The organism is Streptomyces sp. ISL-94 (genome assembly GCF_018614075.1).
GTDB lineage: Bacteria > Actinomycetota > Actinomycetes > Streptomycetales > Streptomycetaceae > Streptomyces.
Genome location: NZ_JAGGOZ010000094.1, coordinates 1 through 13,508 on the forward strand (window position 1 = coordinate 1; position 13,508 = coordinate 13,508).

10 protein-coding genes and 1 pseudogene are annotated in these 13,508 nt (G+C 68.9%); 7 read left to right on the top strand and 4 right to left on the bottom strand.

The annotated features are described in order from the left end of the window. Positions 1-175: pseudogene (locus tag J7E94_RS26910) on the top strand (IS5/IS1182 family transposase); the annotation flags it as partial. A 295-nt stretch (positions 176-470) separates the two neighbouring features. After that, on the top strand, positions 471-896 hold the full coding sequence (locus tag J7E94_RS26915; protein ID WP_215019399.1) for a hypothetical protein: 426 nt from the start codon (positions 471-473) through the stop codon (positions 894-896). Positions 897-1,018: 122 nt separating this feature from the next. On the opposite strand, the gene J7E94_RS26920 is transcribed toward J7E94_RS26915, so the two are convergent. From J7E94_RS26920 to J7E94_RS26935, 4 genes are all read right to left on the bottom strand, one after another. Further along, a complete protein-coding gene (locus J7E94_RS26920; RefSeq protein ID WP_251057275.1) occupies positions 1,019-2,566 on the bottom strand; it encodes a TniB family NTP-binding protein in 1,548 nt (515 codons plus the stop codon). Then, positions 2,560-4,707, bottom strand: coding sequence for a Mu transposase C-terminal domain-containing protein (locus J7E94_RS26925; RefSeq protein ID WP_215019400.1), 2,148 nt, complete (start codon positions 4,705-4,707; stop codon positions 2,560-2,562). The genes J7E94_RS26920 and J7E94_RS26925 overlap by 7 nt, the downstream gene beginning before the upstream one ends. Next, positions 4,704-5,543 (bottom strand): TnsA-like heteromeric transposase endonuclease subunit, encoded by an 840-nt coding sequence (locus J7E94_RS26930; RefSeq protein WP_215019401.1) that lies wholly within the window; start codon positions 5,541-5,543, stop codon positions 4,704-4,706. The genes J7E94_RS26925 and J7E94_RS26930 overlap by 4 nt, the downstream gene beginning before the upstream one ends. Before the next feature lie 119 nt (positions 5,544-5,662). After that, positions 5,663-6,685 (bottom strand): DNA-binding protein, encoded by a 1,023-nt coding sequence (locus J7E94_RS26935; protein ID WP_251057276.1) that lies wholly within the window; start codon positions 6,683-6,685, stop codon positions 5,663-5,665. Positions 6,686-7,328: 643 nt separating this feature from the next. Between J7E94_RS26935 and J7E94_RS26940 the strand changes: the two genes are divergently transcribed. From J7E94_RS26940 to J7E94_RS26960, 5 genes are all read left to right on the top strand, one after another. Then, the gene (locus tag J7E94_RS26940; RefSeq protein WP_215019402.1) at positions 7,329-8,186 is read left to right on the top strand and encodes a hypothetical protein; all 858 of its coding nucleotides are present in this window, start codon (positions 7,329-7,331) and stop codon (positions 8,184-8,186) included. Positions 8,187-8,462: 276 nt separating this feature from the next. Beyond that, entirely contained in the window at positions 8,463-10,118 is a 1,656-nt protein-coding gene (locus J7E94_RS26945; protein WP_251057277.1) for a transposase family protein, read from the top strand. Between the two features lie 2 nt (positions 10,119-10,120). Continuing rightward, entirely contained in the window at positions 10,121-10,903 is a 783-nt protein-coding gene (locus J7E94_RS26950) for an ATP-binding protein (protein ID WP_215019403.1), read from the top strand. A 1-nt stretch (position 10,904) separates the two neighbouring features. Next, on the top strand, positions 10,905-12,128 hold the full coding sequence (locus J7E94_RS26955; RefSeq protein WP_215019404.1) for a hypothetical protein: 1,224 nt from the start codon (positions 10,905-10,907) through the stop codon (positions 12,126-12,128). Between the two features lie 371 nt (positions 12,129-12,499). Beyond that, positions 12,500-13,129 (top strand): class I SAM-dependent methyltransferase, encoded by a 630-nt coding sequence (locus J7E94_RS26960; protein WP_215019405.1) that lies wholly within the window; start codon positions 12,500-12,502, stop codon positions 13,127-13,129. Positions 13,130-13,508: the final 379 nt, after the last annotated feature.

Consider the following 13,508-nt stretch of genomic DNA (forward strand, 5'->3'; position numbering starts at 1 on the left):
GACACCTACCGCGACCGCAAGGTGGTCGAACGGTGCTTCGCCCGCCTGAAACAGTTCCGCGCTATCGCCACCCGCTTCGACAAACTCGCCGCCCGCTACCGCGCCGGCCTCGCCCTAGCTTCCCTGATCCTCTGGCTCCGCGGACCCACCTGGTGATCGTTTGTCAGACAAGCCCTGGCGGGGCAGGCGGCCGGGCTCTGAGCGCTACAACGTGAGCTTGTCGTCCCCGTCGAGCGCGGGTGTTCGGGCTGGGGCAGCCTGGGCGTGCTGATGACCATGCGCATCCGGCCCCGAGTTCCGGGACGCGGTGGGTGAGGCGTCAGTGATGAGGAATGATCAGGAAACGGCTCCTGGCTCTGGCCCAAGATCAACTTTTTCGCTAGCATCCGTTCGCTCCCGATTCACCTGCGGCCGCCGCCGTTGCACTCGCCGGCCGCAGGTGTGACGCCGTCAATCCGAGGATCGCCAGGATGAAGAAGCACTCCAAGCTCATAGGCGCCGCTGCCGCAGGCATGCTGGCCGTACTCACGGTGGCCACCCCCGCCTCCGCTTCCACCTACACCGTCACCTACCCCGGCCTCCATGCCGGCGACCTGTGCACCGATGAGCCGAACTACTGTGACGGGTCGGCGTCGTTCGTTCGTGACGGCGACCATCTGCTGGTGTGGGACAACAATGCCGACGGCCACTCGGTGATGGTCATGTACTACCGGTCCGACAGGGGCGACACGCAGATCAGGGACTGGAACCATTATGGAAAGGGATCCCAGCTCGACATCAACATGGACCTTCCGGAGTCCGGCTGGGTCCAGTACCGGGTCTGCCTCGGTGAATACGGCAGCCAAACGTACGACATGAACTCGTGTTCGGGCTGGAAGACGGAGAACGCCACCTGACCCGTCCGCTTCGCCGGCCGGGCGAGCGCCGGCTGCCGGTCCCTGTAACCGGCAGCCGGTCGCGGTCTGCACCGTCACAAGGTGCTGTCCACCAGGGTGACACCTGACAAATCCGGTGGTGATCACTGGGTGGGTGGGGTGTTGACCTGGTGATGTAGTGATCGTTTCGGAAAGCGTGGCTGTGGTTCGTGTTGGTGTGGTGGGTTGCAGGGGCCTTGACATGCAGGTCTAGTGATCGTTTCGGGATGCAGTGATCGGCTCGGGATTTGGGATTGTCTGGAGGCAGTGGCGGACTGACCGGGTGCGGGACAGTCGTGCAGAATGTCAGCGGGGCCGACTATCGGACGGGGGATTCGTCGCCTGTCTTCTGTCGCTGAGGGGGAGGGTAGGTGCGGTATCGCGGGGTCGGTGAGCTGCGGTGTTGCAGGTTGAGTTGAGAACGGGGTGTACCGGGTTGGGGCGGCTTGACCTGGGGTTCTTCCAGGTTGATTGAGAATCTTGGTGGTGTTGTAGATGGCGTCTGGGTCTAAAGGACCGAGGTGCCATTTCCTGTTTTCCGGGTGTTTGTGCAGGTCAGCGGTTGTTCGGCGGGTTGTGGTGCGGGTCTTGGGTTGATGGTTTTCGGCGTGGTGGTCGAGGTGGATCGCGTCCAACGCTTGCTTGGTGATGCGTTCGGTGCCGTCGTCGATGGCGGTGATCGCGGCTTGTCGGATGAGTCGGGTGAGGCTTCCGATGCGTCCGGCGGTGCGTTGATGGAGGTAGGCCGCGTGGCGGGGGAGGGTGCCGGGGCGGTGGTGGTGGAGGTCGAGGGCGTTTTCGAGGTCGGTGATGACGTCGGTGAAGGGATGCTGGTTGCCGAGGCGTGCGGGGAGGGGCCCGCACTCGATGAGTGAGGCCCGTCCTGCGAGCTGCGCGCCGCGGACGCCGTTGAAGAGTGGAGTGTTCGTGACGTCGATGCCGGCGTAGACGAATGTTGCTGTGATGCGTTCGGTGAGGTCTTTGATCAGGTCGGCGGTTTCGGCGCCGGTGGTGGTGCGGGGGTTGACGCGGTGGATTTCGTCGATCAGGACGAGGCGGACACCAACCTGGTTGTAGGTGTGGCAGACGGTCTCGGTGATCTGGGTCTGGGTCATCCGGGCCGTGATCGGGATGCCGAGGTAGCGGGCGAACTCCGCCGCGAGCATCTTGGCGGTCGCTCCGGGCGGGACCAGGACGTACGCGACGGGCGCCTGAACGTCCGCCGGCTTGTGTGGCGGGGGCGCGTGGCGGGTGTGGGCGAGGTGGCAGGTGCGTCCGACGTGGAGGAGGGCTGTGGTCTTTCCTGCGGCGGCGGGCCCGGTGACGATGAGCGAGGGCCGGGCGGTGGTCTGCTGATAGCGGCCGAGGATCATCAGGGTGCGGACGCTGGTGGCGAGGGTGTCGATGGCGGGGGTACGGACGGTGACGAACGCGGAGTGGTAGGCCAGGCGTTCCTTAACGCTCCGTGGCGGGTCGTCGGGTGCTGGCGGGACCGGGGGCGGGGTGTGGACGAACTCCTGCCAGCCCTGCCAGGTCGTGATCGGCCAGGATGGCTGCGTCCGCTGGGCGTCGGTGTCCGGCTGGGCCTGGTCCACGGTCTGGCGGAGGCTGCCGGCCGGGATGCTGGCGCGTGCCGGGGTGGTGTTCACCATGTGAGGGCTTCCGTGTGTGCGTCGTAGAGCCCGAGTCCGGTGTACGGGCGGGTGGGGGAGCCGGTGCCGTCTTCGGGTTCGTCGTCGAACGGCTCGTCGGGGGAGTCGTCCAGGTGGTCGAGGCTGTCCCCGTCGGGGTCGGTGCCCGTCTGGCTGGTGATGGTCTCCTTGCCACCGAGCCTGGACGGGGCCGGGGCGGGTGCTGGGAGAGGCCGTGGTGCCGTGCTGCGGTTGAGGAGGCGGTGCTCGGTGCGTGTGGCGTCTCCGTCGCGTGCTCGGCGCATGAGTTGGTCGAGGGCGTCGGCGAGGTCGGCTTCGTGCTGGTCTGGATCGGGATGGCGGATGGCCTGGGCGCGTACGTGCTGCCAGGTGCGCTCGTTGAATGGCTGGTGGGTGTGGTCGCGGTGGATCCAGGGGATCTCGGTCAGCGTCCCGTCGGTCAGGCGTAGCCAGATCTGGCGGGCGTCGTGGGGGTTGTGGTGGACCTCCCACTTCCCGCCACGGGCGGTGATGGGGGAGGGCTGGCCGCGGTAGGGGGCGAGGAGGTCGTGGTCGTAGGTGCGGTGGTGCAGGCGGATGCCGCGTTCGGTGATGGCCGTCCAGCGCACCGGCAGGAGTTCCAGGTAGTCGTCCCCGGTGAGGGGGACGGGTACGTGGCCGGCAACGCTGATGAGGGCGGCCCACATCTGGTTCGGCGTGAGCGCGGCGTTGGGCAGCACTGGATGGCGCAGGCCTTCGTGGGGGCGGTGGTGGTAGTGGACGAGCCACTCGTCGAGGAGGTCCTGGAGCTGGGGGACGGTATAGCGGGCTTCAAGGTGGGTGTCGGGGCCGCGCTGGGAGACGTCGGGCCCGGTGTATCCGGGCAGGTGCTGGCAGAACAGCGAGTTGATGGTCCCGAAGGCCCGCTCCACGATGCCTTTCGCGGTCGGCGTGCACGGCGGGGACGCTTGGACGCTGATGCCGAGGGTCTCGCACGCGGCGGTGAACGCCTTCGACAGGTAGACGCTGCCCCGGTCGGTGACAATCGTCTCCGGGACGACGGCAGGACGCGCGGCGGCCCCTTGGAGGCGTTCGTCGAGCGTCAGCAGCCGCTGGTGGGGGAGCAGCGAGCTGCGGGCGAATCGCAGTGCGTCGGGCCAGGTGGGCCGGGCCGGGTGGGGGACGGCCATCTCCGCCAGGAGCAGCGCCGCGTCGACGGCCTGTGTACTGGAAGGGCAGAGTACGGCGGCGAGGATGGCGCGGGTGGCGACGTCGACGGCGATGGTGAGCTCGGGCCTGGCGACGATGCCGTCGTCGAAGACGGCGAGGACGTCGAGGCGGGTGGTGTCGATCTGGACCTGTTCCCCGGGCCGTAGCGCCACGGTCGGGGTGAAGCCGCGCCCGTCGCTGGTGATGGGTGGATTGCGCACCGGGCGGCCGGGGAGGTCGGCGGGGTGGGCGAGCTGGTGGACGAGCCTGTAGAGGGTGGCCTGGGAGGGGGCGGGCACGGTGCAGGGCCCGTGCCGGTCCTCAAGGATTTGGATGACGAGAGGGAACAGCCCGTTGATGGTGCCCTTGGAGCGCCGCCTTTGTCGGCGCAACGCCTCTTTCACCGCATTCACCACTCGCTCGTCCTGCCGTCTCGCAGGAGCGGGACCGCGGGTGGTGCGGTGGTCGAGCAGCCCCCACAGGCCCTGCTTGCGGTAGGCGAGCCTCATCCGCTGCACTGTCGTACGCGATACCTTGGCGAAGCCCAGCGCGGTGAGCTCGGCGGATTTGGCCTGCTCCCGCTCGGCCAGCGTCCACCGGACGGGGTCGTACTGCACCCGCACCACTTCACCGCTGTCCGGGCCGCCTGGCCGCCCGCACTCGACTTCCCGGATGTGCCTCTGCCAGGCCAGGGCCCTCTCCCGCGCCGCGGCGGGGGCCGTCTCGAACAACCCCCACTGCGGCACTGGTCGAGCCTGTTCGGCCTGCTCTCCGGCCAGTTTGAAAGCAGGGTCGGCGAACAGGTGGCCGGTGAGCACCACTGCGCTGCTTCCGTCCTCGCCGGCCAAGTGCACGTACTGTCCGGCCAACGCCACAACCTGCCAACGCGCACCGTCGAAGCGGATGTGCGCGCCGACCGCTACGACGGGCCGTCCGCCGCGTGGAGCCGTCACCGGACCTCCTGGAACCGGCCGCAGCCGGCCTCATGGTGCGGGCTGCCGGCCGTAAGGGCTTCGGATGACGGGAGAGTGCCTGCCTGGACCAGGACGCGTTCGTGCAGCGGCTTGTCCAGCGGAACGTGCAGGTGTCCGTGCCACAGGGCGTGGAAGGCGGCGGGGAGGACTTCGATCGGGTCGCCGACTGCTTCGACGCCTTCGATCAGCGGCCGCGGGCACGCGAAGGCTTGCAGGACGGCGGCGGTGAGGGTGGGGCGGACCTGGTTGCGGGGGTGCCGGTAGCCGGCGAGCCACCGCAGGTTGGCCGCCAGCACCGGCTCAAGCGGTTCGAGGCGCTGATAGATCCAGCCGACCTGCTCACATGCCTGCTCCATCATCATGGCGGCAGATAGGGCTCGTTCTCCTCCTGCCGCGGCGTGGCTGGGGCAGTCGGCGAGTACCGCGGTGCCGTCTACGCGGCGTGCGAAGAGCTGCGGAGTCCAGGATCGCCCCCGCCCCTGTTCGTCGTGCCACAGCAGCCGCACGGGCCGCCCGGCAAGACCCACGACGTCCGGATCGCGGTCCAGGACCATCAACTGGGCCCGCATCGCGTTCGACCCGGAGGCGACATGGCGCCCTGTGGTCGCCGACCACCACAGCCCAGGTCCCCAGCGTCTGCCGGGGACCACCGGGAACGCGGAGACCGGTGCCAGTTCCTCGAACGCGACGGTCACCGCCGCATCCACCCACCGCTGCCGCACCACCGCCCCACCGAACCCGGCGAACGCCGCCTCGAACCCGGCCCCCGGCGCCGCACTCTGCTGCGCACCGCGACTCCCTGCCACGCCCGTCATGGGACCGAGTCAACTACCCCGTCCAACGGTTTGGCCCGGTTTGCACGTTCTGCTCATGTGCGAGGCACTGATGCGGTAACCACGCCGGCTATACCTCTCCATGGACCGCCGACTGCTCGTCAATCCTCGTCCGTGGTCACGGTGTCGAGACCTGCCCATTGCTCGACGTCGTGGAATGCGACGCCCGCGTTCACTGCTGCGAACGCTGTTTCCCGCAAGGCCTGGTCCAGCAGGCCGATGGAGTGGCTGAGCCGTTGCAGGAGGAGGCGGGCGGCGTCCGCGGTGCGGCCCTGGTGCGCGCCGCGCAGCTGGAGCAGCTCTTCCTGGGCGGCCTCGATGAGGTTGGTGATGAACATGCGTTGCTCGGGCGGCACGGTGGAGCGCCAGTTCGTACCGGAACCGCCCGCGGCTTTCTCCCGGGTCTGCTCACGGAGCAGGGCTGCCATGGTGGGCGGCTGCTGATCGGCCCTGACCCTCCACGGACCGGCGTCGTAGGGATCAGCCGCCGTATGCCTTCGCCGGCGGATGATGGCGGCCTGCCACGAGATCAGCGGCCCACCGTCTGTCGCGACCAGAGGCCCGAGCCAGGGCCGTCCCACCAGTTCTCCGAGACGGTGCCCGAATTGGCCGTCCCCGGGCAGTGGCCGCGGACGTCCCCAACCGCTGTCGGCCCACACCAGCTCTTCGACGGCCGGATCCAGCAGCGCACCGGCCACGGTGACTACCTCGGGGAACACCACCGCGTCCCGGCCGACGGCCCGCCACCGGTCGACGCCACCACCGACGTTGCCGCCGACGACCTCCTGCAGACGCCGGGGCCAGATCCGCTCCTGCTCCCAGTGAAGGGAGTGTTCCCACCACCGGCACACCACAGCCCGCGCGAGACCGAACACCTCAGCCGGCTGCACCCCCGCCCGCCGCGCACGACGCCCCACCGCAGCCCACTGCTGCTGCGCCGTGACGACCTCGGGACTCCCAGACAGATCGAGGTTCTCCAGGGGCTGGTCGGCGTCCGCGTCCAGCAGCCACCGCCCGTGCCGCCCGCACACCCGCGCCCACCGCTCGGCGTATTGGGCCACCCGAACGGCCTGCCCGGTACGCCGCACCGCGCACAGCCGGCAGCCGAACACCACTGGACGCACGACGGCGCCGCCTACGCGTCAGAAGCCCTCTGGGGCGCCTGACGCGTCCGGGCCGGAGAGTCCGTCCTCCTCGTTGTCCCAGGACGGCAGCGCACGCCTCAGCGTTTCCTCAGATGCTCCAGACAGCCCTGCCAGCACGGTCCGGCCGGCTGGACTGAGTAGAACTTCTGCGTCTGCGCGCAGGGCGCCGCCGGGGTGGCGGGGCTGGTGGTTCGTCCACCGCCAGTGCCCCAGAATGAAGCCGGGCTCCTGACCGTAGCGGGCGGCGATCCGGGAGAGCAGCGACCAGGTTGTCTCGTCGGCAATGGGTGCGACGCGGAAGGGCCTCGTTCGCTGGGCGGTAGGTTCTTGGGGTACTGCGAGCATGCCGACTCGATGCCCAAACTGCCCCTGAGCGATGCCTTTTGGTGCGCGGTGGTGGCTTCTTTGGATTCATGGGTAGGGCTCGCCATCTTTGGGTAGGGTTCGGTTCAGCCGAGTCCGGGTCTTCGTTCGTAGCGGAGGCACCAGCTGGCCCCTCAAAGCTTCTTGTCACCGTCCGGGGACACGTTCGTACCGTGTCCACCAGCGGGCTTCCCTGCCGTGCCGACGAGTGCCTCTCCTTTGGTGCGCGCCGAGCACTCTCCCCTTTAGGAGTTCCGCGATGGCTTCATCGCTTTCCGCTGCCCGGGCTATCGACTTTCTGTGTGAACACACGCCGAGCAAGAGCCGGGTGATGGCCCTGCTGGCTCACGACAACGGCCCCAGCTCTCTGACCGCTGTCCTGACCTGCAAGGATCCCGACCACGCTTATGAGGCGGTGGGTATCCTTCGCCGAGTCCTGGCCCGGCGTGACGCCACCGCTGTCGAAGACGAACTGAAGGCCCTCACGGCCGAGATGCCGAATGCACCGGCCAGCTCGCTGCGCCAAGCTGTCGTCCAGGCCGCGAGTGGCAACTGGGGGGCAGACCCCGGTGCACTGTTCGTAGTGCCGGAACCGGAGCCGGACCCGTCCGAGGATGACCCTGCCACCGGGGCGGTACGCGGTCCGGTCGGCCATCCGCGGTTGCAGGACCTCCCCGGCAAGGTCGTGCGGATCTCCCACCTGTACGAGTTCCACGTCACGGACGAGGACGCTCTCCTGCGCGCCGCGGTAGCCCGTGGATGGGAGCCCTTGCCGGCGTCCGAACTCGGCGATGATGATCCGCGGGACCTGATCGGGGCCGTGATGACCCTCACCGAGGATCCGGATGTTGCCGGAACCGAGACGCTTGAAGACCAGAGTTCCGCGGAGCTCCTCAGCCCCGAAGACGGAGACGAGCTGGCCGACTGGAGCAGGCGACCGGTTGTCACTCGGTTCACTCACGGCTGGCGTCTGCGAGAGCAGCGAACCAGGCCGGCGAGCGAGAGCAAGACTCCGAATTTTTCCGCGCTCTTCGACACTCAGGGCTGCCCCTGCAAGGGCGAAGACGAGGGCTGCGAGGAGTGTGGGTGGCAGCTGACGCCCCGTACGGCTGACTGATAGGCGACGTGGAAGTTTCAGTGGTTGGCGACAGGGCTTTCAGTGTGGGTGTTCTGCCTGTCAGGGGTTTGGTCGTGTCGTTCTTCCGCTGAAGGCTGGTGTCGTTTCCCGCTGAAGGTTTGGTGTCGCGTGTGTAGGGCGTGTGGCGCGGGTCTGACTGCTTGGTCTGCTGAGCCGTCACTCGTTGGTGGGACGTAGCGCGGCGTGTCGGAGTGAGGCGTGTAGCTGTGGACAGCGTTTCCGGGGCAGGGGGTAGGCGTCTGCGGGGAGGGGCTGATGGCGCAGAGCGGTCTCGGTGGCTTCGCCGATTGGGTGGTGCCGGCTGTCGTGGAGCGGGAGGCGGCGGTCACGCGCCTGATGGTGCTGGATGGTCGTGGCGAACTCGCCTCTGGACATGTGCGGTTGACGGCTTCGGCTTTGGGTGTGTCTGAGCGGACGGTGTGGAATTGGCTGTCGGTGGCCCGGCGTGAGGGGCGTCTGACGGTGCGGCCTCGTGTCCGGTTCGTGGTGACGAAGGAGATCCGGGAGCTCCTCGCTCTGTGGGGTGGGAACGTGGCGGCGGTTCACCGGGAGCTCGTGGCACGGGCCGTGGCGGATCCCTCGCTGGGCCCGGTTCCGACGCGGAGGACTTTCCAGCGCGCGGTGCGCGAGGACCTGTCGGCGGGGGAGCGGGCGGGGTTGAAGGGTGGTGAGGCTGCCAGGCGCCGGTTTGATGTGTACGGGAAGCGCCCGCCCACGCATCGCAACGCGTGTTGGGAGGGTGACCACAAACGCATTCCGGTGCGGGTGGATCTTGAGGGTTCCGCGGTGTGTCCGTGGGTGACGTGGTTCATCGATGTCGCGACGAAAGCGATTGTCGGGGTGGCGGTCACCCCTCATCAGCCGGCCCGGGACGCGGTCCTGGCCGCGCTGCGCACAGGGATCAGCCGGCAGGATCCCTACGGTCCGTTCGGTGGCCTGCCGGGGGTGGTCCGAGTGGATCGCGGCAAGGAGTTCTTGTGCCGGACGGTGGAGCGCGCTCTGGGGGCGTTCGCGGTCCCGGTCCATGATCTGCCGGCGTACAAGCCGTACCGCAAGGGCACTATCGAGGCGCTGAACGACGCGGTCGAGGTGATGTTCCTGGTTTCTCTGCCTGGCTATACCCGCAGGGCCCGGCCGGTCGGTGCTCACCGTCCGGATCGGGTGGAGGACCTCTTGTCGTATCCGGAGTTCGTCGAGGAGCTGCTGAGGTGGGTGCGGGGGTGGAACACCGGGCACCACCCTGAGGGTCTTGCCGATGGGCTGACGCCGTTGGCGGCGTGGGAGGCGGATCCGGCGCCGGTCGAGGACGTCGCGGAGGAGCGGCTGGCGTTCTTCGCGATGGAGGACGACGGCCGGGTCCGGAAGATCACCACGAACGGGATCTCGTGGCGGCGCCGTGCGTATATCGCCCCGTGGATGGCCGGGCACGTCGGCATGCGGGTCCGGCTGCGGTATCTCCCGCACTATGACGGGCAGATCGAGGTGTTCGCCACCGAGGAGTGGGGCCGGCACCTGGGGACCGCCTATCTGGCCCGGGAGGCGACGCTGGAGCAGCGCCGGGCGCTGAGTTCGGTCAGGGAGAAGAAGACCCGCCAGCTGAAAGCGGATCTGAAGGCGGCGGAGAAGCTGCGCAAAGCCCGCTACACCGCCACGAGCACAGCTGCCGCGCCCCGTCCGCGGCGCACTGTCACTTCCTCTCAGGCCGAGGCGGAGATCACCCAGGCCCGGGGAGTGGATTTGGCGGCCCGTGCGCTGCCGGACCTGATCCCTCCCCGTGAGCCCCCGGCCTCCTGGGCGCGCCCGGTTGTCCGCCCTCGCCGGGCGGCCGGCCCGCAAACGGACGCCGGGCAGGCAGCCGATGACGGGCCGTCTGGAGCGGCCGGTGCACATGACGACAGCGGGGAGCGTTGACCATGGCGACTGCTGAGCGGCAGGGCCGGCTGCCCCGGGAGCGGGAGGACCACTTCATGCGCCTGCCGGGCGCCCAGGTGGTCTCCACCCGGGCGCTGCTCATGGTCCGGGAGAACATCCGCGCCGCGATCGAAGCCAGAGCCATGATCTGTATTTACGGGCAGGCAGGCCGGGGCAAGTCCTTGGCGGTGAACACCTCGCTGCGCGAACTCGCGCCGAAGCTGACACGCCGGATCCAGTTCCGTGCCCGCCCCTCCACCCGCGACCTGCGCCACGAGCTGTTCCACGCCCTCGGCCTGCAGGGGCGCCCGCCGGCCCACGCGATCGAGTTCGACCGGATGCTGCGCGGAGCGTTGGAGGAGACGCACGTCCTGGTCTGTGACGAGGCGCAGTGGCTGTCGAAGATGTGCTTCGAGTATCTGCGCTATTTGTGGGATGACATCAATTCGGACCTGACGATCGTGTTCACGGGCGGTGATGGCTGTTTCGAGATGCTGCAGAGCGAGCCGATGCTGGAGTCCCGGGTATATGCGTGGCAGGAGATCGAACCCATGCCGCTGGAGGAGGTCCTCACCGTCGTCCCGGCGTTCCACCCCGTGTGGGCGGACGCGGACCCGGACTTGATCGCCATGTGCGATGACGAGGCCGCGCACGGCAACTTCCGGGCCTGGGCGAAGATCACCCATCACCTTGCCGCCGGGATGAAGGAGTCCGGACGGATCCTGGACGAGGACCTGCTGCGCTGGTCCTACAGCAAACTGCGCCAGCGTCCGGTGGTGGCCTGAGGTGCTGGACTGCCCGGATCCGCCGCCGGTCACGGTGGTCCTGGACCCGTACGACGACGTGGTCCACACCCGGGCGGCCCTGGCATCCCACGCCCCTCAGCACGGACGCCTCACCGTCCACCCCACCCCGGGCACGGACGCCGCACTCGCGCTCGCGTACGACATCCTCGCCGCCCTTGGCAAACCCGTCCCCCTGGCCGGCTACCGCCACCTCGACCCGGGCCCGGCCTGGTCGATCGCCGCCGCCTGGGTCCTTGCCACCCCGATCACCCACCTGACCCTGCTGCGCGCCCACCTGCTCACCCCGCACCGCTTCAGGGCCCTCCTCGCCCTGCGCCGACGCACAGGGGTCCGCCTGATCTTGGTGTGTCACCACCGGGCCATGCGGGCGTTCCTGGAACGCGAGCTGACGCAGGTGGACCACAGCATCGCCGAGGCCTCCGCCCTCCTGCCCGAGGCCGAACCGGCCGTCCTGGAACGCCAGACGCCGCAAGCACGGCCGTTGGCGAACCGCTGGATCAGCCTGCCGGCCCTGACGACCCTCATGGCCTTCGACGGAGCGACGGACCCTTGCCGGTGTGCCGCGCCGATGGCGGCGGACCGGGACTTCTTCGCGCCGGTGATGCCTCCGGTCACCGAGGCGGAGGTGGCGTGGCGGCTACACCGTGCCACGGCGCACCCGTATCTGGCGGCCCAGCTCGCCGCGGCGGCGTTCACCGCGGCTTCGACCACGCAGCTTGATTCCGCCCATGTCCGCGACCTGGCCCCGGACGGTACAACGATCACGCTGCACGACCGCGGGCTGCGCCGGGGCTGCATGACCCATCCGGTTCCCGACTGGGCCCGTCCCTTGCTGAGGGCGGCCGCTCTCCTCTGGCGGATCGGGGCCGGCACCAGCGGACCACTTTTCAGCGATCCGCTGGGAGGCGAGGCGTTGCCGTCCCTGACGTCCTTCGCCGAGGGGTGCAGGCTGCGCCCGCCCCAGCCGCCGCGCCCCAAACCGCGCCGGAGCCGGCGAGGGACGGCGCCGACTCCGAAGGAGCCTGTGAAGACCATCTGGCCTGTGTGTACTGCCCATTACGGGCTTTCATGGGTCAGGGATGAACCTGATCTGATGCAGGGCTGCCCGTACCCGCCCCCGTACACACGGAAGACCATCGAGCGGCGGAAGATGGGGTGGCTGCCACCGGACTACGGCCTGCGCGAGCTTCGCCACCTGCGTTGAAAGCCCTTGACGCTGTGGTCTGTTGGCTGCGACACCGCACGTGATTGTCCATGTGGCTGCAGGGGCCGTCCTGGGAGGGCTGGGCCTGGGGTCTGCTGGGCAGGGCTGTGTGAGCGGTTGGTGGAGGACAGTTCGATGCGGTGAAGGTGACGTCACCGGGGTGAGTTGCCGCTGGACAGCGGAACCCGGTGTAGGACGCTGTGCAGTTTCACTGATCCGCGACGGCTGCCTGGCGGCCGTCAGCTCGGTTCGGTGGACGGGTGGGTTTCCAGAATGAATCTGCTGAGTATTTTGAATCAAAGTAGATGTGCCCCTGATCGGTACGGGCCGGAGACCAGCCGCGAAGGTGCCGGCTGTTAGCTTCTCTCCCCGTGGTGGAACACCAGGATGAGACCCGGGCGGCCTACGACGCCGTCGTCGAGCTGTATGCGTCGATGTTCGCTAATCGGTTGGAGGCGCAGCCGTTCTCGCGGAACATGATCGGCACCTTCGCCGAGCTGGTGCGTGGGATGGGGAACCTGCGGGTAGCCGATGTCGGGTGCGGGCCTGGACATCTGACGGCCATGCTGCACGACCTGGGACTGGACGCCTTCGGGCTCGATCTCTCCCCGGCCATGGTCGACCACGCCCGGCGGGCCCATCCGGCGCTGCGGTTCGGCGAGGCGCGGATGGAGGCCCTGCCGGTCGAGGACGGCGCGCTCGGTGGCGTGCTGGCCCACTACTCGATGATCCATACCCCTCCTGGGGAACTGCCCGCGCTGCTCGCCGAGCAGGTACGTGTCCTGGCCCCAGGGGGCCTGCTCCTGGTCTCGTTCTTCGCGACCGAGGGACCGGAGCTGGTCCGCTTCGACCACAAGGTGACGCCCGCCTATAGCTGGCCGGCGGACCGGTTCGCCGACCTGCTGGCCGAAGCCGGGCTCGTCACGTTCGCCCGGCTGCTCCACGACCCGGCCTCCGAGCGGGGTTTCCTCGACGCCCACCTCCTGGCCCGCCTCCACTAGAGCAGTACAGGGCCGACTGGAGGCGATCCCCGACGCAGGTCCCCCTGTTGCCAGCTGCCCGCGTAGCGGGCTGGTCCTGGAGGCGGAGCCGGAAGGACAGGGTGGGGGAGCGGAGCGGACCCGCCCAACGGGCCGCAAGCCCGGACCCCATGAAACAGGGTCACCTCCCGCGCGGAGCGCGGGAGTCCCTGGCCCGCGAAGCGGGCCCACTCGGGGTGGAGCGCAGCGGAACCCCGAGCAGGCCGAAGCGAAGCGAAGGCCTCCGGCCCGAAGGGCCGACCCTGTCCTGGAGCGCAGCGGAAGGACACCCTGCCGAAGGCAGGGCCGCCGAGCGCAGCGAGGCGGTTCAGTCCCAAGCGCGCAGCGCTTGGGTACCCGC